21 protein-coding genes are annotated in these 26,013 nt (G+C 48.9%); 10 read left to right on the top strand and 11 right to left on the bottom strand.

Annotated elements, in window-relative coordinates:
- Nucleotides 1-7: 7 nt before the first annotated feature.
- From E6C74_RS06310 to E6C74_RS06295, 4 genes are all read right to left on the bottom strand, one after another.
- Complete coding sequence (locus tag E6C74_RS06310; protein ID WP_136483841.1) at nt 8-691, bottom strand: iron-containing redox enzyme family protein; 684 nt, start codon at nt 689-691, stop codon at nt 8-10.
- Nucleotides 692-745: 54 nt separating this feature from the next.
- Nucleotides 746-2,254 (bottom strand): AMP-binding protein, encoded by a 1,509-nt coding sequence (locus tag E6C74_RS06305; RefSeq protein WP_240798136.1) that lies wholly within the window; start codon nt 2,252-2,254, stop codon nt 746-748.
- Nucleotides 2,251-2,868 carry a thermostable hemolysin gene (locus E6C74_RS06300; protein ID WP_136483840.1) on the bottom strand — a complete coding sequence of 206 codons (618 nt, stop codon included), beginning with the start codon at nt 2,866-2,868 and terminating at the stop codon, nt 2,251-2,253. Before E6C74_RS06300 ends, E6C74_RS06305 begins: the two co-directional genes overlap by 4 nt.
- 249 nt (nt 2,869-3,117) lie before the next feature.
- Nucleotides 3,118-3,699 (bottom strand): methyltransferase domain-containing protein, encoded by a 582-nt coding sequence (locus tag E6C74_RS06295; RefSeq protein WP_136484005.1) that lies wholly within the window; start codon nt 3,697-3,699, stop codon nt 3,118-3,120.
- A 271-nt stretch (nt 3,700-3,970) separates the two neighbouring features.
- Here E6C74_RS06295 and E6C74_RS06290 point away from each other — a divergent pair, with 271 nt between their 5' ends.
- Both E6C74_RS06290 and E6C74_RS06285 read left to right on the top strand, forming a co-directional pair.
- Entirely contained in the window at nt 3,971-4,849 is an 879-nt protein-coding gene (locus tag E6C74_RS06290) for a LysR family transcriptional regulator (protein WP_136483839.1), read from the top strand.
- 385 nt (nt 4,850-5,234) lie between these two features.
- Nucleotides 5,235-6,131: a cation diffusion facilitator family transporter gene (locus tag E6C74_RS06285; protein WP_136483838.1), complete on the top strand. Its 897-nt coding sequence runs from the start codon at nt 5,235-5,237 to the stop codon at nt 6,129-6,131.
- Nucleotides 6,132-6,271: 140 nt separating this feature from the next.
- On the opposite strand, the gene yddG is transcribed toward E6C74_RS06285, so the two are convergent.
- From yddG to E6C74_RS06260, 4 genes are all read right to left on the bottom strand, one after another.
- On the bottom strand, nt 6,272-7,198 hold the full coding sequence (gene yddG, locus E6C74_RS06280; RefSeq protein ID WP_136483837.1) for an aromatic amino acid DMT transporter YddG: 927 nt from the start codon (nt 7,196-7,198) through the stop codon (nt 6,272-6,274).
- Nucleotides 7,199-7,250: 52 nt separating this feature from the next.
- On the bottom strand, nt 7,251-7,823 hold the full coding sequence (locus E6C74_RS06275; RefSeq protein ID WP_136483836.1) for a sugar O-acetyltransferase: 573 nt from the start codon (nt 7,821-7,823) through the stop codon (nt 7,251-7,253).
- A 343-nt stretch (nt 7,824-8,166) separates the two neighbouring features.
- On the bottom strand, nt 8,167-8,565 hold the full coding sequence (locus E6C74_RS06265; protein ID WP_136483835.1) for an OsmC family protein: 399 nt from the start codon (nt 8,563-8,565) through the stop codon (nt 8,167-8,169).
- A 32-nt stretch (nt 8,566-8,597) separates the two neighbouring features.
- A complete protein-coding gene (locus E6C74_RS06260) occupies nt 8,598-9,176 on the bottom strand; it encodes an exopolysaccharide biosynthesis protein (RefSeq protein WP_240798135.1) in 579 nt (192 codons plus the stop codon).
- Nucleotides 9,177-10,159: 983 nt separating this feature from the next.
- Between E6C74_RS06260 and E6C74_RS06255 the strand changes: the two genes are divergently transcribed.
- Entirely contained in the window at nt 10,160-10,630 is a 471-nt protein-coding gene (locus E6C74_RS06255) for a cytidine/deoxycytidylate deaminase family protein (RefSeq protein WP_136483833.1), read from the top strand.
- Between the two features lie 303 nt (nt 10,631-10,933).
- Nucleotides 10,934-12,742 carry a bifunctional diguanylate cyclase/phosphodiesterase gene (locus E6C74_RS06250; protein ID WP_136483832.1) on the top strand — a complete coding sequence of 603 codons (1,809 nt, stop codon included), beginning with the start codon at nt 10,934-10,936 and terminating at the stop codon, nt 12,740-12,742.
- Between the two features lie 50 nt (nt 12,743-12,792).
- Here E6C74_RS06250 and E6C74_RS06245 read toward each other — a convergent pair whose 3' ends face one another.
- Entirely contained in the window at nt 12,793-15,447 is a 2,655-nt protein-coding gene (locus E6C74_RS06245) for an ATP-binding protein (RefSeq protein WP_136483831.1), read from the bottom strand.
- Between the two features lie 117 nt (nt 15,448-15,564).
- Here E6C74_RS06245 and E6C74_RS06240 point away from each other — a divergent pair, with 117 nt between their 5' ends.
- From E6C74_RS06240 to E6C74_RS06215, 6 genes are all read left to right on the top strand, one after another.
- Nucleotides 15,565-16,005 (top strand): hypothetical protein, encoded by a 441-nt coding sequence (locus E6C74_RS06240; protein WP_240798134.1) that lies wholly within the window; start codon nt 15,565-15,567, stop codon nt 16,003-16,005.
- Nucleotides 16,002-17,048: a porin gene (locus tag E6C74_RS06235; RefSeq protein WP_136483830.1), complete on the top strand. Its 1,047-nt coding sequence runs from the start codon at nt 16,002-16,004 to the stop codon at nt 17,046-17,048. The genes E6C74_RS06240 and E6C74_RS06235 overlap by 4 nt, the downstream gene beginning before the upstream one ends.
- A 355-nt stretch (nt 17,049-17,403) precedes the next feature.
- Nucleotides 17,404-18,840: a glyceraldehyde-3-phosphate dehydrogenase gene (locus E6C74_RS06230; RefSeq protein ID WP_136483829.1), complete on the top strand. Its 1,437-nt coding sequence runs from the start codon at nt 17,404-17,406 to the stop codon at nt 18,838-18,840.
- A gap of 288 nt (nt 18,841-19,128) precedes the next feature.
- Nucleotides 19,129-22,254: a DUF748 domain-containing protein gene (locus E6C74_RS06225; protein WP_136483828.1), complete on the top strand. Its 3,126-nt coding sequence runs from the start codon at nt 19,129-19,131 to the stop codon at nt 22,252-22,254.
- A gap of 484 nt (nt 22,255-22,738) precedes the next feature.
- Nucleotides 22,739-24,259 (top strand): EAL domain-containing protein, encoded by a 1,521-nt coding sequence (locus E6C74_RS06220; protein ID WP_136483827.1) that lies wholly within the window; start codon nt 22,739-22,741, stop codon nt 24,257-24,259.
- An 89-nt stretch (nt 24,260-24,348) separates the two neighbouring features.
- Nucleotides 24,349-24,561, top strand: coding sequence for a hypothetical protein (locus E6C74_RS06215; RefSeq protein WP_136483826.1), 213 nt, complete (start codon nt 24,349-24,351; stop codon nt 24,559-24,561).
- A gap of 141 nt (nt 24,562-24,702) precedes the next feature.
- Here the strand turns inward: E6C74_RS06215 and E6C74_RS06210 are convergent, their stop codons facing one another.
- Nucleotides 24,703-25,317 carry a LysE family translocator gene (locus E6C74_RS06210; RefSeq protein ID WP_136483825.1) on the bottom strand — a complete coding sequence of 205 codons (615 nt, stop codon included), beginning with the start codon at nt 25,315-25,317 and terminating at the stop codon, nt 24,703-24,705.
- Nucleotides 25,318-25,394: 77 nt separating this feature from the next.
- Nucleotides 25,395-25,853, bottom strand: coding sequence for an Lrp/AsnC family transcriptional regulator (locus tag E6C74_RS06205; protein WP_136483824.1), 459 nt, complete (start codon nt 25,851-25,853; stop codon nt 25,395-25,397).
- Between the last annotated feature and the right edge of the window lie 160 nt (nt 25,854-26,013).

Raw genomic sequence — 26,013 nt, 5'->3', positions numbered from 1 at the left:
AATTCCCTTACGCCACATCCTGCAACTGGTCTGTGGTCAGCTGGCGCAACATACCGCCGTACAAACCAAAGACCATGTTGGCGGAATCTATAATCGCCTGTTGATCAACAGGATCCGTGATACGATTCATCAAGCTCTCAAACAATTGGATATGCTCCTGATCAAGCGTGCTGTGCGAAGTCAGATACGTCATCGCCTGCTCCGGCAGATTCAGCGTTTGTTTGATCAAAGCCGCAACCTGACCACCGACCCCGACACTGGTGCCTTCCAACACCCAGACCATGCCAAAGAAAGCCATCGGATTGGCGCGATCAATCTGGTGATAGAGGTAGGCAACCATCAGTTCAACCGGCACACCCACACGCCCTGCATCCCGATTGGCACGCACCGCCGCCGCATCGCCGCCGCAAGCATTGATATCATTGAGAATCCATTCGTGGTGTCCCTTTTCTTCCTCAATGTATTCACCAATCGCCTGACGCAGCCATTCATACTTTTCAGGCAACCGGCCGCCACAGGCCATCAGCAGCGGTACAGTGTGCTTTACATGGTGAAAAGCCTGGGTCAGAAATGCGAGATAAGTGGCACGATCAATTTCGCCTCGTGCGCACTGGGCAAAAATCGGCGCCTGAAGCATCGCCTGCTGGGCTGCGGACGTTTCTTGTTTTAGTCGGTCAAAAAATGCAGTCATATTGGATTCCTCGTGAATTGATATCGCCGGACGAACTATGTGAACCTGGATAAACTATGTGAACCTGGATAAATTACGTGAACCTGGATAAATAACGGCGGTGGAAACGATACCCGGCTCCTGCTCATCCAGTTGATGCAACCACTGCTCTAAACGCTGGCGAACCGGACGCCCATTACTGGTAAACAGCCCTGCCCTGTGTTTCAACCCCGGTGCAGTCACCACCCGAGTAATGCGTGCGTAATCAGGCAGGTGCTGATTAAGCCTGGTAACACTGCCGATGATGGTGTCGCTGATGTCACCATCCAGAACGGCTGTCAGTCCGTATTGCCCCTCACCGGCCACGATCATGCCCATTAAAGCTGGCATGGCTTGCGCTTCCGATTCGATCCATTCCGGCGACACATTGCGTCCGAAAGCGGTAATAATCTGGTTTTTCTTGCGTCCGTTGATGGTGAGAAAACCGTCTTGGTCTAATGACCCTAAATCACCGGTTGCCAGCCACGCATGACCGAATGGCTCACCGATATAACCGAGAGCAAGATTACCGCGCACCAGCACCTCACCATCGTCAGCGATTCTGACCGCTACATGAGACAGCACACGGCCGCTTGTACCCGGTTTAGAATGCGATGGTGTATTCACACTGACCACCGACCCACACTCTGAAAGGCCATAGCCCTCGTAAGCCGGAATGCCGCATGCCTGAGCCTGCTGCAACAATGGCGGGGACACTCGTGCGCCGCCAACCGCCACAAACGTCAGGCTGCGGGTCAGGGCTGGTTGCAGGGTCGCAACCTGAATCAGTGCCATCAGCAGCGCTGGGGTCAGCACCAGACTGTTGGGCTGATATTGCTCCAGAGCCGCGGCGAATTGCCGTGCATCAAACTGGCTTGAGCCGGATAAGCCAACCTGCGAACCAGATAGCACGACTGAATTGGCGCCAAGCAAGATCGGCACGTAGACGCCGGTGATGTTTTCCAGCAAAGTCGATAACGGCAACATGATCAAATGGGTCTCGCAACGCACGTCCGCCTGAATCGCAGCAGCAAGGGCACAACTGACCTCAATCAACTGCTTCTGCCCCAGACAAACCCCTTTCGGCTGCCCGGTAGAACCGGAAGTAAAGGTAATCTTACTGCTGTCTGGCAGCCACTGCGGTAACCCGCTTGGTAAACGCCAGACATCGAAACCTTCAATCCGATCATCGGCGATACCGTGGCTCTCAAGCCACTCTCCGATCAGGAGATCAGCCCCGGATTGCTGTAAGGTATGCGCCACCTGAGCCTCACTGAAAAACATCGGTACCGGAACAATCGGGATCCGCGCATACATCGCGGCCAAATCGATAATCACCCAGTCGAGGCTATTGTCAGCACGCAGCGCAATACAAGTCACAGACCAGGCTTGCAACAGCTCCGCCGCCTGCTGAACCCGCGCCAGTAACTGACTGTAACTAAGACGGGTCTGCTGCTGTAATCCGTGCCGAGAACCGCTAAATGCGGTGTCATCCGGCGTATGCTGCGCGCGCTGAATTAATGTGGTAATAATTTGATTCATCATAAAATACCGCCCAAACGATGCTGACGCGCAGCAAACAGCGCTTGCAGATGCTGCAGCGCACCATTCAGATGCCCCGCCACGATACGAGGTTGATATTGATAATAATTTCCCCAGATCGTTTCCGCATTCGGGATACGGGACGGGTCAGCTTCGGCCAGAATAACCGTGTCGAGCCCCAGTCTGGACATCATGGCGTAGAGCGGATCGGTCGCGGTGAAGACACACCATTCATACCCTTGCTCGACCAGTTTCTGAGTCATGAGTAAAAAGTGCAGCGAAGAGAAACCTTTCGAGAAAGAGGCTAACTGACCAAATTCAATCAACTGGTGTCGGTCAACGGGCTTTCCAAATACCTGCGTCAGTAAAACATCTGCTTGCTGGTCCAGATACTGCTCCAGAAACAGCGGTTCATCACCGGCGACACGGTAGCCGCATAAGGATTTAATCTGGTTGTTATCCATCAGCGCCATAAACGTCGGCATAAAAGTGTCGAGCCGGGCATCAAACGCCAGCGAATAGCGCTGAGCAATATAGTGTTCAACATCTGCCCGATCAGGATGGTTACGATCAACGATCGCAAGTTGCAGTTGATGATGCTGAAAAAAGTCTTTCATTCAAAAGCCCTCTTTGGTGACTTACCTAAAGAGCTTAAAAACACAAGCTTAAGGAAAACTTAAGAACCACAAACTTTTCTTAAGAAAAGCAGAAACAACATGTAATCAATTGAAAAATAATAAAATAAATTTGAGTAAAAACTGCAATGGAGGGGTAATAACAGACTGGAAATAACCGACGGGCAATAAAAAACCGCAACACTGACGAGCTGCGGTTCAGAGCATTGCGGGGGGCTGAATCGAGCTGCTTTATTTACGCCCGATACCCATAATCACTGGCATCACACCTTGTGGTGTCGCCACTTCAAACGCGGTGACGGTTTCGACATCAGTAAAGCCGGCCTTAGTCAGCGTTGTTTTGACCTCTGACTCACTCAGGCCAAACTCGGGATCATCTTCCGCCACCAGCCAGTCCCAGTGCACGAACAGACCGCCTTCATCCAGCAGCGAGTAAATAATTTCCGCCACTTCATCGAGATTGGCGACATAACCGCACACGGATGACGCCACCACTAAATCAAATTGTTTACGAAATGCCGGATGCTGAGCCACCAAACCGCGAGTCAGGTGGTCCACCACCGGCTCCACATTCGCCAGTTCTTTTTTATCCAGCTCTTCAATCATCGCCTCTGACGAATCCAGAGAAACGATATCTTTCGCCAATGGCGACATCCACTGACTCAATAATCCGGTGCCGCAACCAAAATCAAGCACGTGCTTGCCCTCAAGGGAAGTCAGTTTATTCAGTTGCTCAAAGACGTTGTTGGCGAAAACCACGGTCGCTTCATCTTGCTCCCAGCTCGCTGCATATTCGTCCCAGTTTTGTGCCATCATGGCCTCCGTGTAACTTCTTGTCTTCAGGCTTTGTGCCCAAGTAAACTCAAACAGCCGGACTCAGGATTGGGATAAACCAAACGAATCCCTCTGTTTGAGACGACTCAAACACTCCAAGATTAAACCAAAATAAAGAGAAGTTCATAGAGTTACCACACAATCTTGTGCTGCAGTGTCTCTACTTGTGTCAATTGGTGATAAATTCAGCACATAGGCAGCACAGAGAAAATTGTATATGATTCACACACTTTAACTTCCAGAGACCGTTATGAACCTGTCGCAGATTGAAGCATTCTGTACTATTGCAGACACCGGCTCGGTGTCCGAGGCAGCCCGCCAGCTTGAGTGCAACCGCACTAAACTGAGCATGGCCATCAAAGCGTTTGAGAGTGAGCTGGGCGTCGAACTCTTCGTGCGTACCGGCAATAATGTCAGCCTTTCGGAAGCGGGCAAAGCAATCTATAAAGATTGCGAAAGCATAATGATTACCGCAACACGCATTCGACGCACCTGTTCGCAGGTCTCAGATGAATTTGCCGCTGAAGTCTGGATTGCCCGTGACGACTCGTTGCCTGACACGGTTTGGCAGGAGCTCGCCCACTCGCTCAATAAACTGTTCCCCAACACCTCGTTTAACCTGGTGCTGGCTTCCAGCGGTGACCTGGCCAGCCTGGTCGCGACCCAACAGGTCGATTTTGCTTTTGGCGTTGATTATGAACGCCTGGACGATGCGCGCATCAGCTATCAACCACTGGGTAAAATCCGCATGATGTCGGTATGCAGTGCCACCCATCCACTCACCAAAATCAAGCGAGTGACCGATGAAGACCTGCGTAAATCGATGCAGGCGGTCATGGTCTATCTTAACGAACAGGATAATTCCAGCCTGGGACCATTTTCACGCCGTTATATCGGATTTTCCAGTTTTGAATACATGCTCAGTACCATACTGACCGAGAGCGCCTGGGGGGTGCTGCCTGAACCACTGATCCGCAACCATCTGCGTGAGCAACGCCTGGCGGTGATTCGCCATACCTACGGTCTGACTCAGGAAGACTATTGTATGTTTACCCTGACCGGCAGCACTGAAGATCCGGCCATGGCCTGGCTTTCGGATAAACTGAGCGACTATCTGTTTGATTTCTAGCTATCTGTTTGATTCCCTGCGGCCTTGTCTGAATTTAACTATTTGTTTTAATTAATAATAGACACTTAATCGCCGTCTACCAGTTCCAATGTTCACCATCGCATCAGTCCTCCTTTCTTCATGTCACTGATAACATGCAGCTCAACGTTGAATTGGCCTTGGGCTGCTCATTAGCAGTCTGACTGACGCGCTGTCTATTCCGCTCAACAGGGCGACATGCCACTCAGTGTCAATATTACTGACAGCAGAAAAACATTCTATCTCTATGATTTTATTAAACAAAAGCAAAATCGGTTAAACACCAACCAACCAAAAGTACAAATCGTCGTTGTAAAAGGCCCGCTTTAGGCGAGAATAACGTCAGTTTCTTACAGGTATAAATCAAATGTGTGCTCGAACAACTTATAACGAAAAGCGTGTCCTGACCCTCTCTGCCCTTTTTGCATCCCTTTTTGCAGGCGGCGGGTTAGTGATTGGTCTGCTCGTCGGCTCACTGGTGATTATGTTTGATGGTGTTTATTCACTGGTCAGCCTGCTGTTAACATTATTGTCGCTCGCGGCATCACGTTACATTATGAAACCGTCTGATGAACGATTTCCGTTCGGACGCGCGGTGCTAGAACCTGCCGTGATTGCGGTTAAAGGTGCCGTTATTCTGCTGGTGGTGGGCTACTCGCTTTACTCTGCGATTGGGGCCATGTTCACCGGCGGGCGCGAAGTTGATGCGTCTATTGCCACTGCATTCGGTGCCATCAACGTTATTGGTTGTGGATTTGCATGGTGGTACATGGCAGCACTGAATAAACGCCGTACTTCTGGCCTTATCGATGCTGAAGTGAAGCAGTGGCAGATGGATGCCATGCTGAGTGTTGCAGTCACCGCAGGCTTCGTCATTGCCTGGGGAATTTCATTAACGCCTTTGGCACCTTACGCTGTGTATGCAGACCCGATGATGATGTTAGCGATGTCATTTTACTTCATCAAAGTACCGTTCCAAATGCTGACTTCAGCGCTGCGCGAAATCTTCCTGATGGCGCCGAGTAAAGAGATTTGTCAAACCGTTGACCAAAGCGTGTTTGATGCCGGTAAAGAGTCCGATCAGGAGATTGAACTGGCCGGTGTGACCAAAGTAGGTCGTGAACTTTGGGTCGACGTTGATATTTACCCGGACAGCAGTGAAATGATTCTGCTGGAAGATATTGAACAGACGCGAGAAACCATTAAGAAACGTCTGGCCAAGCTGCCGCTGAAACTGCAAATCACAGTCAACATTGCTACTTGAGATCGCCACTTGAGGTTAGCCAGGCCAACGTTCGGTTAATGAGAGTTAATCAAGCAAGCAAATAGAAAGCGACGTGCCAAACCACGTCGCTTTTGTCATGTCCAGAACCCCAGGCCGTGACAAGTTAACCGCAGCGATCGCTAAACCGTTCTCTGAGAAGGGGATACTCCTGGCGGCTTCGCCGATGAACTATGACGTGTCACCCACCAGCAGACTAAAGATGCCAGCGTCACCATCACCACTCCTTGCCAGAAATGGCTGCCCAGCACCACACCAAGAATCAGGCAGGAAAAGAGAGTCGAAAATACCGGGGTAAAATAAGACAAGGTCGCCAACAGCAACATATTACCGGCCAGAATCGCCTGATTCCAAAGTGCATAGCCGCTGCCCATCACCACAGCTGTGAGTACAAGCGTCACAGCGGACGGCACGGTGAACTGTAGCGCTGGTTCATCTCCTGACACATATTTCACCCAAAGGGTCACCGCGGTAGCAATGAAAAACAGAGTGACTGCATTCTGACCATTGGCAATCACCCGGGTGACGTTGCAATACACCGCCCAGATAACTGCGCCCAGCGCCGCCATGGTATACGCCAGCGGATTACCCGACACATTGCCGGCAATTTGCTTCAGCGATAAACCGCTATCACCTGATATCGCCCAGGCAACGCCGAGAAAAGCGACCAGAATACATGGATAAACCCAACGGCTGACAGGCTGCCGACTGGAGATAACGGTAAGCAGTACGGTCAATGCTGGCCACAGGTAGTTAATCACCGACATTTCCAACGCCTGATGACGAGAGTGTGCCATCCCCAAAGCCAGAGCAAGGCAAATCTCGTAGCTGACAAACAGCGCCCCGCCGATAATGAGATAGCGCAAGGAGAAACGATTAATGCGGGGGATCCCCATCACCCCAACCAGAAACACGCTGGCAACCGTATAAATCAGGGCAGCCCCGCCAGTCGGACTGAACTGCTCCGCGACCATACGAACTAAACCCGCAACGCAACTCCATAACAATATGGCTGCAACACCGTAAACGGTACATCTGTGCAGTGCCAAAACAGGCTCCGGAAAAGTAATCAGAAAAGAGAACGAACTTTAACTGAAATTTTCAGCACAGAGAAGTATCCCTACCACTATTAAGGTAACGAATGATACGCGCAGGTGTACCACCAACCAGAGTATCCGGCGGCACATCATGATTGACCACAGAATTGGCCGCCACCACAGACCGGGCACCAATCGTCACTCCCTGATTAATGACGACGTTGCCGCCAATCCAGACATCGTCTTCGACCACAATCGGTTGACTGAACGCCTCCCATTCACGGCGATGTCGATAATCAAGAGAGTGAGAAGGGGTATAAAACTGGCTGTTAGGACCGATAAGCACATGATTACCAATCTTGATAGGTGCATTATCCAACATGGTCACATTCATGTTGATAAAAGTTCGGCTACCAATCGTAATCGTCTTACCAAATTCACAGTAAAACGGTGCCTGGACAATGCTGTCGGCACCAAACGCAGCAAACAGTTCTGTTTGCAACTTGTGCCGCTCAACATCACACACACTCTGATTGATCTCAACTTTCAGCTCGGTCGCTCGCTGACGTAAAGTCGCGATAGCTGCATCGTTAGCATCGAAAACCTCACCGGCAATCATCTTTTCTAATTCTTTCATCGGGCACCTCATGTTTCATGTTATGACTGCAAGGGTACCCGGATTGCGTACGGAAAAAAGAGAAAAACTCGCAGGTTAGCTTTCCCTGTTTAGAATTGACCGAGGGGGACACATCCTGTCGGTAAAACTGGATACGCAGGGCATCCTGCTCAGGAGTGACGTAACCGTACCCCTGAGCGGCATACCACTCAGTGATGTGACCTTTGACGTCCATACTAGTAATGATAGATTTATCAAACGTGCGCTAAACATAGTCAAAGCACTGAATTTGAGGAACGAAAAAACCGGGCTTTGACCCGGTTTTTCATTTTTAAGCACTGCTTCTTTTAAGTAACGCTTCCGATCAGCAAATTTCCCAGCTATGAGTCATTGCCACTCCGGCGCCCAGCATCAGACATACCGAGCAGTATTTTTGCAGAGAATCCGCGGTGACTTTTTCAACCACCGACTCATCAAGTTGCAGGCCGGAGATCACAAAGTGAATATTGACTTTGGTAAACAGACGCGGCGCCGTATCACGACGCTCAGTAGTCAGTTTTGCAATGCAGCTGTGTACTTGTTGCTGGGCAGATTTAAGGCCATCAACCACATCAACCGAGCTGCAGCCACCAGCAGCCATCAACACCATTTCCATCGGGCTTGGCGCAGTCGCACCGCCGTTACCATCCATCACCACACAATGGCCGGACTGAGATTCACCAATAAATTTAAAATCCTCAACCCACTTAACTTGTGCTTCCATAGTTACTATCACTTCTTTTGCGTTAACACGCCTTATAATACCAACATCAGCGAGTTGAGTGCTATACGCATTAACAGATATCCCACCCACACAGCGAAGACGCTCAGCACGCCACCAATCAGCATGAACAAACCGTCACGCTCAATGATACCCAACGCAAACAAGATAATCGCGATATTAGGGGGAAAGTTCACAAAAGGCAGTGGCATCACTGCGACAACAGATAGCAGACAAATGACCACGCCAACAACGCGTCGCGCCATTGAGTTAGACAAAGGTTCCCAACGCGGTTTGATGTATTGCTCTACCCGCTCCAGCCAAGGCCGCATCTCTTCGATAAAACGCAGGGTTTTATGACGGTTAAGACGACGGCGCTGGACTAGTTTTGGCAGGCGCGGTGACTGGAAGCCAACAATGATTTGCAGACCCAGCAAAAAAATGGCAAATCCGGCGAAAAATGAAATGCCGGGAATTAATCCGGCCAGACTCAACATGATTAACAGCGCGCCATAAGAACGCCGTTTGAGCGATTCCAGCAATTCTCCAATCGAAAGGTAGGTTTCAGGATGCTGTTGCAGGGTCTTGACTAACAACTCAGAGGTTTTTTCCACACTCACCACACTATTTAACCGACAACACTATTTATTAACCAACGACACTATTTAACTGACGACACTGTTTAACTCATAATACTGTTTTCATCGACCAGACTATTGCCATCAACAAGACAATTTGCATCGTTGAGATAACGATGATTGCGTGCGATGTAACTTGCCATAAACTCAGCGCACCAATGTCAGCTTATTATCAGCCCATAAAAGAAAACCCCACCAAGCTCGCGCCTGGTGGGGTTCAGTTCTTACTCGCAGCAATCCGGCTACTAGAGGTGCTCCCTGCATCAATTCCTTGATAGTTTGCTGTGTCCTTCAGCGTATTCCGTTTCATCGCCGTCCTAGCGGTGTCCCTGACTCTGTCATCCTGACAGACATACGCTTATGTCCTTCAAGCTGTCCATAAACCTTCCTTCATAACCATCCTGGTTACGTCGCATCCAGCTTATGTCCTTTGCTATCCATGCCGATCATTCATCCTGAATAACCGAATCTTCATCCTGAAGATGACCTATCCCTGGGTCTTTCCTGTTCCATGTCTGCATCCTGCTGACAGCTTGAGATTACGATATCGGCCAATTTGAGCAAGCGCTAAAAACAGCCCTTCCAGCTGAGAATTGGTATCAGTTAAAAACTAATCTATAACAAACAATTACTTACATTTACAGCATCTCACTTACCTTACGAATTAACAGCTAAAATCTTACATGACATGTAAGAGATCTCGCACAAAGCCAATCCTAAAATGGTCAATCGGCACTAAAGTCGCCCCCGAATAAAAGTTGATTTGGATCTCACTATTAATGCGCGGAAACCAATTAATGCGAGGAAACCTATCATAAAGCGCACAATAAGCCAGCAATTACCCATCTTGACCTTGTGAGCACGTATTTTTTCTAGACTCATTCAGTTAAATTAAGGATATTAGTCACATAAATAACCTACGTGACTACCAATAACGATTCAGGTGAGGAAACCACACAATGATTTCTAAATGGGCACAACGCTTTTACCAAATGGCAGAACTCGTTGGTTCCTGGAGTAAAGACCCTTCGACTCAGGTCGGAGCGGTGATCACGAAACAAAACCGCATCGTTTCGGTCGGCTTTAACGGCTACCCACACGGTATTTCAGACAGCGCAAACACCGATGACCGCGATATGAAATATCTCAAGACATTGCATGCAGAAGAAAATGCTATTTTGTTCGCGAAACGGGATCTCGACGGTTGTGAAATCTATGTCACTCACTTTCCGTGCCCGAACTGTGCGGCAAAAATAATCCAGACAGGAATCGCTGCCGTGCACTGTCCGGAACAATCAGAGGACTTTTTGTCCCGCTGGGGTGACAAGATCCAAGTCAGCCAGGACATGTTTCTTCAGGCAGGCGTAAAAGTAAACTGGCTGCCAATTGAAGAACTCAGCTCGATTACAGAGATTCGCCTGCCCTCATAAGGTTTTGTCCGGCGTCATCATGAATCAGTAAGCTCTCCACACGGAGAGCTTATTTTTTGCGCTGAAAAACTCTCGCGCTCAAGCGATTATTCTGAACACCGGCCGTTAGACCGTCTCCCAAATGAGACTAGCACTAGGTTTCAGCCAAAGCTGTCAATATATTGACTTACATTCGCTATTCCTGAATTACACTCCAAGTAAATTGTTGCATCACCTTTGGCGCTCGCCGTCATCTTGTTGTCACAACGCGCCTGGAATCGAGACAAATGTCGCGCCAAGGCAGAATTACTCACAGGAACTTACATGTTATCTGCAACCAGTCAGACCGTTTCAAGATCGCTGTTACGGGGCGTATTGCCTCTGTTTTATCTTGTTGCCGTCACTATTGTCAGTTATTCATTGTTGGTGGTGCCCCAAACAGTGGCACCTTATCTGTATGCCTATCCGCTGTGCCTGTTACTGGCTTTTATCAGTGCGAACGCAAAGCTCAAGATGCTGGCAGCACTCGCGGCTCTGGGCTGTGTCACCCTGGCAAGCCAGCTATCGCCATCTGCCGCGCTTCAGGAAACCTTTATCCTGATCCCTCTAAGCTATTTGATTCTGTTTCCGGGCACCCTGTGGCCAATCATCGCCGCGCTGCTTTTGGTCATATCCAGCTTATCTCATCACTCTTTCAATTCGGCGAATTTCGGTGACTACTTATTGGATGCGATAGAGCTTGTCTCTATTTCAATACTGGCAACGCTCGGCGTGTACTACAAACACAAACTGCAATCTCAGATCGAACGCTATCGACGCGACAGTCTGACCGATTTTCTTACCCGCCTTGCCAACCGTGCCGCGTTTTTAAATGACACCAAGCGTCTGGAATCCCAATATAACAGCGCCCAGCACTATGCGTTGTTGCAACTGGATATTGATGATTTCAAACTGATTAACGATACTTTGGGCCACCATCAGGGCGATATACTGCTCATAGGGCTGGCGCAACGTCTTAACCAACTGAATCTTGGCTGTGACCAGTTGTACCGTCTCAGTGGCGACGAGTTCGCGCTCATTATAAAAGGTGACCAACACATCCGGGCCAAAGCCGATCAGGTCGCACACCGTATTCTCGCCACCTGCAGCCAGGCATTTTTTCTCAATCAGCGCTACTACAGCATGACAATGAGCATCGGCGTGGCGCTGTTTGACGATGCGATGTACGACAGTGATATCTGGTGCCGTAATGTGGATATCGCACTGCAGCGCGCCAAACAAAAAGGCAAGAATCTGGTACAGCATTTTGATGAAGAGTTAATCGGAGAAACCATCCGTAATTATCAGCTCGAACGTGAACTGAGCACGGCGATTAGCCGCCAGCAGTTACATCTGGAGTATCAACCTAAAGTCGACGTTGTAAGCGGACGAGTGACGAGTGCTGAAGCGTTAATACGCTGGCACCATCCGGATTTAGGTCAGGTTAACCCGGAGCAGTTCGTGGCAATTGCGGAAAAAAGCCAGCAAATCATTCCGATCGGACGCTGGGTCATTGAGACTGCCTGTCGCCAGGCCAAAGCCTGGCAGCAACAGGGTCACGATATCTGTATTGCCGTTAACGTATCTACAGTTCAGTTTCTTTATGACGATATTTTTCAGGTCGTCTCCCAAACTCTGCGGGATACAGAGCTCGATGCCCGGTTACTCCAGCTCGAAATCACCGAAACCACCCTAATGAAACAGCCACAAAGCGTCAGCCAGACTTGTGAAGAGTTACGTCGTATTGGCGTGCGCATTGCAATCGATGATTTTGGTATTGCCTACTCATCGCTAAATTACTTAAAACAACTGCCCATTGATGTAGTTAAGATCGACAAATCTTTCATTGATGACTGTGTTGACGATCACCACGACCATATGCTGGTCAGAACCATCATCCAACTCGGCCATAATCTCGGTAAAGTGGTCACCGCAGAAGGGGTAAACAGCCGTGAACAGTTGTCACTACTGGCTGAGGAAGGATGTGACGACTATCAGGGCTATTACTACTCTCCGCCTTTGATAGCAGAAGAATTCATTATTTTGATTACGCGCGAGCAGGCGACTCGAACACTTGCAATGGGTCGCAACTAAGCCACTTAAAGCAACTAAACCACTACAAGTAACTAAACCACTACAAGCAACTAAGCCACTTCGAGTTCGTTAAAGATATCAAATAGCTGTTTAGACTTATAAGGTTTGGGCAAATAAGCATCCATCCCCGCTTCAAAGCAGTGCGCAATGTCTTCATCAAGGACACTGGCTGTCAGGGCGATAATCGGTGTGTTGGCCATACCATTCTCTTCTTCCCACTGACGGATCCGGCGTGTGGCAGTAAATCCATCCATCACAGGCATCATGCAGTCCATCAAAATGGCCGCAAATCTACCGCCCTGGGTGACGGCATCCACGGCTTCCTGACCATTGCTGACAATCACATAGCTCAGGCCGGCTTTCTCAAGAAAGAAAGTCGCGATTTTCTGATTCATCAGGTTGTCTTCCACAATCAGGATGCAACTTGAGCTTGGCTCAGCGGCAGGACTTTGTTCAAGTACCGTTCTATCTACTGCCCCCGGTGCGACATCGGATTGATTGGCAAGAAGACGTTCAAAACGAGTGCCGAGAAAAGGCAGCGTAACCCAACCATCCACGTTATCCACCTGACTGCGATGGGTGAACAGGTGATGTTGACAGAAAATAATACTGGCGTGCGGAAAACGTTGCCGCAACAACGCAATATCGCCCTCACTACGCTGAGTCAGACTTTGACAATAGACCACATGACTGACCGGCTTACTGAATTCCATCATTGTCAGGTCAGCCACTGTCTGAGCTTCTGCCCACTCGGTTCCCAGGCGCTGGTACTCGCGGCGAATCGCTGCAACATATGAGGTGCCATTTGCCACCAGTAGCGAGAACTGCAAGCACTGAACCGGTTCAGGCTGCTCGTCCGGCAACGCTACTGGAATGATAAACTCAAATTTACTGCCCAACCCTTTGGTCGAGTTGACCGATAATGTACCTCGCATCATTTCAATCAACTGCTTACAGATCGCCAAGCCCAGCCCCGTGCCGCCAAAATGGCGGGTAATACTGTCGTCTTCCTGCGTGAATGGAGCAAAAATAGTCGTCAGCTTGTCTTTCGCGATACCACGCCCGCTGTCCGTGACACTGCAGCGGATTTGCGGTGTACCCTCGGCAAGAAAATTGACTTCAACGCTTATTTCTCCATCTTTGGTGAATTTCACCGCATTGGACAGCAGGTTCATCAGGATCTGCTTGACCCTGAATTCATCCGCGACAACCAACAAAGGCAAGGCAGGATCGAGCTGTATAGACAGCTCATCGTGTTGCGTCACAGCACGCAGATTCACCAGGTTTACCGTGTCATACACCAGCTCAGCAAAGTTAAACGGATTAGAGGTGAGCGTCAGACTGCCGGCCTCAATTTTGGACAAATCGAGAATATCATTCAGCAATATGAGTAACGCCTGAGAAGAGCTATCAATGTCAGATAAGATATCTTGCTGGTTAGCCGTCAACCCCGACGTTCCCAACACTTCGGTCATACCAATAATACCGTTGAGCGGAGTACGGATTTCATGGGACATATTCGCCAGAAAAGAACTTTTGGCCCGGTTAGCCGCAATCGCGTCCTCTTTGGCCTGAATCAGAGAAGCTTCATGCAGTTGAACTTCTTCGATGATGTGATTGAGATTGGTGGCGAAGTCGGAAAACTCATCATTACCATCAATGTCAATCAACTGAACCTGATCCCGTTTGTCCTGCATCCGCCACATAGTATCGAGGATACGGTTCAGCTTGGTAGAAATACGATAGAAAGTACCGAGTCCGAGGAACAACAGCAACATAAATACCAGAAACACCACCACACTGACCAGAATGATACGCTGCTGATCCTGCTGGGAGCGATGAGCGATCTGCGCGGCGAGATGATCGGAGAAACCGACAAACAGCTTCTGAATCGATGCATGGCGATTATCCAGGGTTTTTACATAACCGGCCAGCTCAGATGGGGAGACATCCTGCTGCAGAATTTTTTCCCGCACTAATGCCCCTTGTCTAAAGTCCTGCTGAGCAAACAATTTGACTATCTGTTCCAACTGTACTGAGCTGGCCCCGGAGTCGATAAAGCGCTCCAGATACAATTGTTCATTTTCCGCGATGCGCAAATATTTCCCAACCTGCTGTTTGGTCAGCGTTTCCGAACGCGCTAAATCGCGTAGAAACCAGGCTTCACGTTGCATCCAGTACAGAAACCAACTGAGTTCATCATAAATCGTATCTAAATGATGGATCTCTGCCGGAGCGTCGTGATTAATGGTTTTCTGAATTTCGAGATTGAGCTCATAAATTAAATCAAAACCCCAGGTGCCATATTGTCTGACATCTTCGAGTGGCGCCGTCCGAACCTCCTGCGCCATACTTCTCAGTTCTGCAATATTATTGCGAATTAACAGATCGGAATTTGCCGCCACCAGCCGGGTCACTGAAGGAGCAAAAAATTCACTCAGTTGGCTAAGCTCTGACTCCAACTGTTCAATGTAGAAATCCAGCGGGTCATCGTTCAGCCGACGACTTAATAGGTGATAAAACGAGTGCGTGGCATTGGCAACATAATTGAGCGCAGTCACTTTCTGGGTCGAACTTTGATAAGACAATAACTGGGACTGAAACTGACTAAATAGCGTCCACGTTCCCCAAGCTATTACCACCATAGGTAATAAGCACAAAAGCACCAGCCGCGCTTTTATTGAGAAGCGATTAACAATAAACATTGCCGCACCTTGATAAAGAGAAGACCTAGCCTACAGTTAAACATAGTCACTCTTCCCTGTGTTTGCGCCGATAATTTCAATAACGTTGAGTCAGTTAGGTCAAGGAAAGACATTTTAGTGAAGCGAATCCGATTTCTTCTGTCGTGTTGTTTGCTGCTGTGCAGTGCCTGCGCACTTGCCGAAAGCTATGCCATCGTCACGCTGAACAAGGCCCTCCCTAAGCTGAAAAGCAGCCAGGTCAAAATGATCTACCGCGGTCATGTCAGCCATATCGATAACGTCAATATTGTATTACTTGATCTGACCCAAGGCTCAGCTCTGCGCAACCGCTTTTATTACACCTTACTGGGCAAAAGTCCGGCTCAGATGCAGGCTATCTGGGCCCGCCAGACGTTCTCCGGCCGCAACCGGGCGCCGTCCGAAGTGGCGGAGAATAACCCGCAGTCTGTGACTAACTGGCTCAATCATAATAAGAATGGCATCGCCTATATTCCTGTTTCCTGGCTTAGGGAAGAGCTGTCTGTCCTCTATGTCTTTGATAGTGAGGAACCACTATGAAAACAGCGTCAACACTCCTCGGCATAATCCTTTTGTCACCCGTGGTATCAGCACAGATTCATCTCGGTGAACAACTGAGACTCAGCGGTTTTGGCACCCTGTCCGCCACACGCTCCGACAGTAAAGTGCCGGTTTTTGTCCATCGAGAAATCGCCGACGCCTGGTGCTTTGATTGCGACACAACGCTCGGCTTGCAGCTCGACTGGCTCATCAACAACCGCTGGCGGGCCTCAGTGCAGGCGGTTAAGCGACCACAGGATCATCTGTCCGATCCGGAGCTGGAATGGGCTTATGTTGAGTCGGCATGGGGAGCATACAGCGCTAAAGTCGGACGGCTGCGGCTGCCGTTGTTCATGATGTCTGAATACAACTACGTTTCTGTCGCGTATCCGTGGATTCGTCCGGCGCACGATGTCTATGACAGCCTGCTCGGTATCACCCACTATGACGGAGCATCATTTGAGTGGAATAAAGCGGTCAGTGACGCGTCACAATTGCGGCTGTCGACCTTTATGGCCGTCCCCGGTGACAACGATTACCGCTTATATGACACCAATTATACCCTGGCTGCGGATGCTGCTTTCGGCTTTACCGCCGACTGGTATCAGGAAGAGAATCAGTATCGTTTGACCTACATCACCAGCGAAGCCAATCTTGCTGCCTACAACACTAACATTGACCATTATGATCTCGACCTGTTCGCATTCGGCATCAATTACTCACTCGCACATTATCACGTTTTCTCAGAGTTCATTTACGACCGCACGCTCTATGCCAACTGGTATCTGGGAGTCGCTCGCCAGTTCGGCCCGTGGCAGCCTTATGTTCAGTACGGACAGCGGCGTAAACTCAACCATAATGAATCCTATCTGCTCGGGTTACGCTACAACATTACCGCTAATGTGGCGCTTAACGCGGAGTGGCAATACATCACCAGTCAAGAAAATATGATCAATGGTCACTTCACCCGCATCCAGAATCCAATGGGTGACATAGAAACCGAGGTACAGGTTTTTTCAGCCGCTATCTCGTTTACTTTTTAAGGGGGTTATGCGACATAAATTACAGTTTTATGAAATGAAAGCTGCAATGAGAGTAAAAAGTGTAGATATGAAACTAAATTACCACAAAATAAGTTGTGTGTTTTGTTAAAGTCAATACGCATAAATACCGATCAAGGCAACTAAATTCACTAATTTATGTACAAATATAAGCTTAAAATCTGGCCATTATTTTTACTAGCAGAATAACCCTTCGACCTTTACAATCTGACCACACAAAAACAACAAGCTCCCCCGATACCAAACACAGTAAAAACTGTGGGTAGAAATTGCTGACGTTTGTCCCCCTACAGGCCAACGTAAAGCTCAACAAAACGTGAAAAGGTCCCGAGTAAAAATGAGTCCAGAGAAACACCTCCAAGACTGGCAGGCCAGCCAGACGATTGCTGAATCAATGTCCCCCCTGATTGCCCAGCTTTATCGTAACAAAGGGGTGGAAATCATCCTGTTTGGCAAAACCCTGATCAACGCCGCCACCATCGACATCATCAAAACTCATCGCATCGCGCGCCGCTACACTGGCGAAGCGCTGTCACTACAACAAACCATGCCAATCGTTGAAAAGTTGACCCAGATGGCTCTTTCCCCGAGCCGGATTGATATTGGCCAACTCGCTCACCGGTTCTGGCAAACTCATAATGATACGCATGGTCTGGACGATTTCCTCGCCACTGAACTGCAACAAGCATTGAACGGCGCGGTGATGAACGAGCCAAAAGATGTGGTTCTGTATGGTTTTGGTCGCATCGGCCGCCTGCTGGCGCGTTTACTGATTGAGAAAAGTGGCCCTGGCTACCCGTTGCGTCTGCGCGCTATTGTCGTGCGAGGCGGTAAAGAGGGCGATCTGGAGAAACGCGCCAGTCTGCTACGCCGAGACTCAGTACATGGCCAGTTCAATGGCAGCATCGTGATTGATGATGAGAACAAAGCACTGATCGTCAATGGTAACTATATCCAGGTTATTTACGCCAACTCCCCGGCCGATGTCGACTATACCCATTATGGTATTCACAATGCTCTGGTGGTCGATAATACCGGTGTGTGGCGTGATGCAGAAGGTCTGGGCCAGCATCTGGATTCACAAGGTGCAGCCAAAGTACTGTTGACGGCACCGGGTAAAGGCGACATCAAAAACATCGTATTCGGTGTCAATGAATCTGTCATTGCCCCGCAAGATACCATCATTTCTGCAGCCAGCTGCACCACGAATGCCATTACACCGGTGCTGAAAGCAATGAACGATAAGTATGGTGTGGTATCCGGCCATATTGAAACCGTTCACTCATTTACCAACGACCAGAACCTGATTGATAATTTCCACAAAGGTGAGCGTCGTGGCCGTTCAGCATCGCTGAACATGGTACTGACCTCAACCGGAGCAGCAAAAGCCGTGTCTAAAGCCCTGCCTGAACTGGCGGGTAAGCTAACGGGTAACTCGATTCGTGTCCCGACACCAAATGTATCCATGGCGGTCGCAAATCTCAATCTTGCAAAAGAAACCGATAAAGAACAGCTAAATGCTTATCTGCGCGACGTGGCTCTGAACTCAAAACTCGCCGCACAAATTGACTACACAGAGTCGACCGAAATTGTCTCCACCGACCTGGTTGGTTCACGCTATGCCGGCGTTGTTGACGGCGCAGCAACCATCGCTCAGGGTAATCGTTGTGTCCTGTATGTATGGTACGACAACGAATTCGGCTACAGCTGCCAGGTAGTGCACTGCATGGAACAGATGATGGGTGTACGCTACAAAACCTATCCTCAGGTGTAAGCTATTCATCTGAAAACATATTCGTCTCCACAACATAATAACAATTCATCCTGAGGATGGCGGTGAACCAGTAAGTCCCTCTGCTTCACTCTCCTCTGACGGTATCCCCCGTACTTGCCGCCCTTCCTGATGTGGGCGGCTTTTTTTGCGCCATCGGTTAACCAGCTGTAAAACCTGATTTTTTATTGAGAATTTTCCGTCGGAATTAAGTACCTTGAGTAGCATGATGACAGCCATCCGTATAACATTGAGTCTTCGCATTGATGTTTAACCGGACCTTCGCCTGCTATGCCAAATCCACTGTCACCTGCTTTACTACGTTTTAAGAAAGCACCGCGCTTATTGCGTTATTCAACCTATGCTTTGTCTGCTTACGCCTTCTATGCTGTCACCTTGGGTGCAATCATCCCGGCGCTGATTGAAGCCAAAACTCCTGAGCTGTTAAGTGAACAGCTTGGACGCCATGTGAATGTGCACAAGGTGAGCATTAACCCGTTCGTGCTCAGAGCACGCATTGAAGGATTTTCCATTCAGGAAGCCAATGGCAACGATAGCTTTACCCGCTTTGATGAACTCGAACTGGAGTTCAATTTCTGGCAAAGCCTGTTTGCGCTGACTCCAACTGTTGACCATATAACCTTGAGTTCGCCGCAGATTGTGCTACAACGTCTGGCAGACGATAACCAGACCCGCTTCAATTTCAGCGATATACTTGACACTCTGGCAAGTAATGCCAGTACGGCAACGGTCGCAACTGAAACGGCCGGACAGCCAGGAGCACTCCCGGCCATCCGGGTACAACGTCTCAATATTTCAGACGGTCAGGTCCGTTTTCATGACAACCTTACCGGCGCGGATCTCAGCTATGCCGGCCTTAATCTCAACCTAAACCACTTCGACAGCCGTGCTATCAGTCAGCCAGTCGCAGCACACAAGGCTGACAAGCACGGTGCGGCAGTTGTCAGCAACCAATATTCGCTGATGCTTGAAGGCGCAGATAAAGGCCAGCTGGCTTTAAATGGCCAGTTCCAGTTAAGGCCGTTTAAAATAGATGGCACACTTGAACTCAAATCGGTCACGCTTAAACCTTTCTGGCCATTTACTGCAGACCAAATGCAGGCCGCCGTCACTGGCGGAGCGATCAACCTGTCCGCTCAGTTCAGTGCCGGCGAACGAGATCACAACTTCCACTATCAGGTCACGCAAGGCCAGCTCCAACTCAAACATCTGGTGGTGAGCGATCAAAGCCAGGCTAAAATCAAACTGCCAAGCCTTGATGTGCAAAACGTACGGGTTAACGGCGATCACCAGCAGATTGACGTTGATGCGATAAAGCTCAAAGGACTGTGGGTTGAAGGTGAAGCATCAGCACAGGGTCTGGATCTCGCCCAGCTATTTACCACTAAGAAGACAGCCACGTCTCCGACAGCCAATAATGAACAGAGTCAAACCAGTGCTGAACAACAAGCGGCCACAGACACCAGCACCACTTCTGCGCCCTGGCTGGTCAAACTGGCACGCTTTGCCATGACAGATACCGATGTAAATATTAAAGAGAGTGTGCAGAGCAAAGGCGTTTTCTGGCGGATCTACCCGCTCTCTGTCACCACTGGCCCAATCCAAAGTGATCTGGCTAAACCTATCGATTACGACATCGCACTGGCTGTCAGCTCAGGCGACAACGCTGCCCCGCAACATGCGCGCGGAGAGCTCAGCACCAAAGGCAAGGTTGATGCTGCCAAACTCAGCGCAGAAGGTGATCTCTCGATTAACGGACTGGATTTAACCCAGGTCCAGCCTTACCTGGCACCCTATGTGAATCTGCATCTCACCAAAGGAGAACTGGCAACTCAGGGCCACTACAGTGCTGATAACAGAGGCCGTGCTATCTATCAAGGCAGCGCCGATATCAGCAATCTGTTGGTCAAAGACACCCTGCATAATCAGCCGCTGGTTCAGTGGCAAAAAATGAACATCAATAGCATGATATTCGATGCTCAGAAGCAGTCATTGCAAATCGACACCATCGCCTTTGATGCACCCTATGCCAAGGTGATGATCGCGAAAGATAAGCGCACTAACATTGGCGATATTGTGGTCAATAGGGACGCTAACAGCCGATCTGAAACTGCCAAATCATCAACGGTGAATCCAGCCCCATCAACAACAGCCAAGCAGGACTCCTCGGCATTTGCGGTTGATGTTAAAGCCATTACGTTCAGCAACGGTTCGGCCTATTTTGCTGACAACTCACTGACCCCGAATTTTGCCTCCGGTATTGAGCTGCTGCATGGTTCTGTCCGCAACCTGTCGTCCACGCCAGGGACGACAGCTCAAGTTGATATTGCCGGTAAAATCGACAAATACGCCCCCGTGTCACTCAAAGGTGAAATTAACCCATTGATTGCAAATCCTTACCTGGATTTAAACCTGATCTTTAAAAGCGTCGAGCTGACCTCGGTCAACCCTTACTCAGGGACCTACGCCGGTTACTACATCGATAAGGGGCAGCTGTCGCTGGCGCTGAATTATCAACTTGAAGAAAATCAACTCAAAGGCGACAACCATTTGGTCATCGACCAACTCAAGCTCGGTAAACCAAGCGAATCTAAGCTAGCCACCAGTCTGCCGGTTTCACTGGCGCTCGCCATGTTGCAGGACCGAAACGGCGTCATCGACCTTGGCGTTCAGGTTTCAGGAGACGTGAATGATCCGGACTTCAGTTTTGGCAGCATTATTTTCAAAGCCTTGTCCAACATCGTTGTTAAAGCGGTGACCGCACCTTTCTCTCTGCTGGCCAATCTGGTCGGCTCGGATGAAGAACTTGATCATGTCACCTTTGCGTTAGGAGACGCCTCTCTGAGCACTGATGAGCAACAGCGCCTGGATAAACTGGCACAGGCACTGGCCTCACGTCCGCAACTGACGCTGAGTATTGCTGCAGCCGTGAATGAGCAAGATGACAGCCGTGCGATGGCCGAGCAGCATATCCAGCAGCGCATGCTGGAGCAGAGCGGACTCAATACCCTGCCAGCGGATTTCAGTCCGAGCTATATCGCCCAGTCCGAACCTTTGGCGGATGCCGTCACTGCGCTGGCTGAATCTGACCTGAATCTCGACCTTGGCGATGAACGTGATAAGGTCGTGCAGCAACTCAAGCAAGGGCAAACGGATTCACCTTCTGATGAGCAGATCGACACGACCTTGATGCTGGGCCTCTACAACCAGTTGGTGAACTCAGTCAATATCAGCCATAGCCAGCTGGCGAACCTGGCCGAACAGCGGGCAAAATCGATTAAGACCTATTTAGTGGATGAAGCAATGGTTGCGCCGGAGCGGGTTTTCCTGCTTGACAGCAAAACCCGGTTGCGTACAGAAGATAACGGCGCAGACCTGACTCTGGATGCTAAATAACGTCGGTAGTGGTTAAAGGTCGTTATTAAAGTCACACGCCCCGTTTCATCGGGGCGTTTTATTTTATCTAGCCAGTTCATCCTGGTTGAAACAGATCCAAAGATAAAAATAAATACCAAATCATGTTGAAAACAAATTATTTGACAGAGACCTCACTAGTTATTCATAACAATAGTCAGAGGGTTGTTGAATACTGTTTATTACAATGACAAAACTTGAAAAACAACTTAGGCGAGAAAATGGCTTTACATATTGACAGCGTTTCAGTGATATAAGATCATCTCGATGTATATACTGTGGCCTGTCAATTTTCCAGCAATGACAATTTGTTGACTGACATCCATTGTTAGCCAATATCAGCATAACTCTTCGCATAAGTAGAGTACGCAGTGATGGATTTATTAACTCTATGTTTTCAGCACAAACAAAGTTCAGTTCGTTACTGGGCAAGTTAAATAACCAGCCCCTACGACATCAAATTATTATGATCAGCCTATCTTTGATCATTTTTTCTATATTCTGTCTCTACAACAGCGAACGGCTATTCACTCATCTTGGCAAGCAATCCATCGCAGATATCGAAAATGCTCTCGAACAAACCCGCACAGAGACCAAACACATACTCAATCTAATCAGTGCTGATCAAAGTTGTAGCCAACTTGCTCCAGAGCTCAGACAAACGGTGTTTATGTCTGACTACGCCAAAGAGATTGGCGTGTTTAAAGGATCGCCAACGATATACTGCACCAGTACCGAAGGCTATTCACAGGTTCAGATCTACTCCACCATCTTCGATCGAATTATCCATTCTCCGACTCATGAGACACTGGCTTTCACCAGAACAGCGATCACTAAGCAAAATTCGATCTTATATATCTACTCCGACAATCAATTCAATGGTATCAGCATGGTGATTCCGCCGCGTTACCTGACCCGATTGATTAACGGCATCATTAATCAGGAAGACCTGATATTCGATATTAAAGTCTACCAGTACCACATTTTAGGCCAGAACCATCAGGACTATATTAAATCTATGGTCTTCAATTCTGACATCTTTCCGCTACAAATAGAGTTTTTCTTTACCGTTAAGACCTATATTAGCTATTTACTTAGTAAAATCTGGGTACTGCTATGCATTTACTTCTCTCTGCTCTCCTGCTATCTGTATAAACGCAAGATAGTGATTCAGAAGAAAAGTCTGGAGAGCTCTATTTTACATGCGCTGGAAGCCAAACAGTTTGAAGTCTATTTTCAGCCAATCGTAAAAAGCTCTGACCGTTCCGTTGCAGGTTGTGAAGCGTTGCTGCGCTGGAACCATCCGACTCAGGGATTTATTCCTCCCAATATATTTATCCCCCTCGCGGAGAGATTGGGCTTTATCGAGCAACTGACCGACTTTGTTATCGATCAAGCCACTGCATTACACGAGCACTATCCGCATCTGATGCAGAATAAATATGTCAGTGTCAATATTGCCCGCGAGTTAATTTGCTCGACGGAGTTTACCGATAAGATCATCGGACGCTGTATTAACCACAGCAGTTTTGCCAAAAATATCGCTTTTGAAATCACAGAAAATGGTGATTTCAGCGACAGTGAGCAAAATATGGTGGACCGCAATTTTCGCCTCTTGAGCCACTCAGGTATGCGTTTATTCGTGGATGATTTTGGCACCGGGTATTCCGGCCTCAATTTTGTGCGTCAATTCCACTTCGATACTCTAAAAATTGATCAGGTTTTTGTGAAAAACCTCGGCCATGAACCCCACTTGAACAACGTGCTGATTTCCATGCTGCAGTTAGCCGAGAGCCTGAAAATGCGCGTCATTGTCGAAGGCGTGGAAACTCAGGAGCAACTTGCCATCCTCCAGCAGTTAGGCGTGGATTATATTCAGGGTTATTTATTCTCAAAACCGCTGCCACAACCACTATGGCTGGACTATCTGGCGCAGCATGGCGATGTACAGCAAGTGGCGTCTTCCGAACTGGCTTATTCACACTAACATCGCAAGATAAGAGTATTATCGGCGTTCATGTTTAATTCATCTTGGCGGCGTTATGCTGGCCACTCATGAATAGAAAGGAGCCACTTATGTCGCGATTTATTGTTACCACTCTGACGCTGGTGACCGGTTTTTTTGCCGTCATGCTTGGTCTGTTATTGGCTATCCCGCTGACCTTGGTTGCGATTATCACCGGCAAGCGTATTGAGAAACAGCTTAAGCGTCGCCCGTTTAATCCGGCGCAAAATAACGCTAATGTGATTGAAGGTGAGTTCGAAGAAATTACCGACCAGCAGCGATAAATACGCTGTGCCGGTGATGACTGCTGGCCTGTTAAATTTTACACCAGGTTAATTTTCATTATGAGCGGCTTGTCACGGGTCGGCGTTTTATCACCGGTAAAATGTCCGCCACGACCAGACTATTTCAGCCGCTAAAAAACTTCACACGGTAAGAATAACACGCACCGCCAGGGCGATCAGCACCAGTCCGGAGAGGCGATCAATCGCAACCGCCCTGGCGCGCAATTTATCGAGCAAACGCGGGCTGGAAAGCAGGAAAGTAATCAAGGTGTACCACAACCCATCCACAATCAGCGGCGTTGCCACTATCACCGCTTTGCTGCCCCAGTCATGACCGACCGCAACAAACTGACTGAACAACGCGATAAAGAACAGTGCAATTTTCGGGCTCAGTAACGAAATCATCAGCCCTTCTTTCGCTGACTGCCAGGCGCTGACCGTCTGGCCGGACTCCAGTTTAGCCGCCACCCCCCCTTTCGAACGCAAAGCATTAAACCCCAGATAGGCCAGATAAAAAGCGCCCGCATAACTAATGGATTTAAACACCAGAGGCGACTGATGCAATACCACGGCCAAACCAACAATCGTCATCAGCGCATAGACGCCAATTCCAAAGGCATGGGCCCAGGCCGTTGCCAACCCGTTTTTTCGCCCGCCCGCCAGACTGTGTTTGGCCACCATCGCCAGGCTTGGCCCGGGAGACATCGCCCCTAAAATACAAATGGTAAACAGTGAAAGCCAAACCGTGAAGGTCATAGAGAATTCCTTATCAATAATTAATCAGAGAAAAGTGTCAGCATCAGTCCCGCCATGCCGTCCAAGCTTGCCAACACTTAAGGTAATTCCGTCTGCTTAGTGGTGTTAAACAGCTCTTTTAGTACCGTGTGGGTTCTGAGATTACGCAACTGAGGATTTTGCTGCAGCTCATCACGAATCGCATTCAGCTGCGTCATGCTTTGCGCTTCAACATAAATCATCAGGTCCGTTTCCCCACTGATCGCATGGCACCATTTCACCCCGCGGATACGATACAACTTTTCGGCATACTTTTCGCACGAATAGAGATCCGCTGACATATCAAATTTCAACGCAAAGTAGGCGCTGACATTATTGTGGTGTTCGGGGTGGGCGATTTGCGCATGGTAGCCCAGAATGACGTTATCTTGTTCAAGCTTCTTGATTCGGGCCGTCACCGCCGAGCGGGACAGACTCACTTCTCGTGCGATATCACTGACTGACATACGTGCGTCGCGCTGCAGTAACGTGATGATCTGGTTATCAAATTTATCCATTGTTATTATTTCCGCCTGGGTCGGCCTACAGGCCGCCGCCAACTTATCCCGTTGATTAGTGGTTAATTTGACACAATTTTCGTCATCCGGCCACCCGTTGCTTTTCCCCTTTTGCTTAGTCAACCGTCAAAGTGACTTTGCCGACGCTAAAAACCGTCAT

This window comes from Vibrio sp. H11, assembly GCF_004804295.1.
Classification (GTDB): domain Bacteria; phylum Pseudomonadota; class Gammaproteobacteria; order Enterobacterales; family Vibrionaceae; genus Vibrio; species Vibrio ostreae.
Note: the sequence above shows the minus strand (reverse complement) of the source record. Positions and strands in the feature narration are given on the sequence as shown.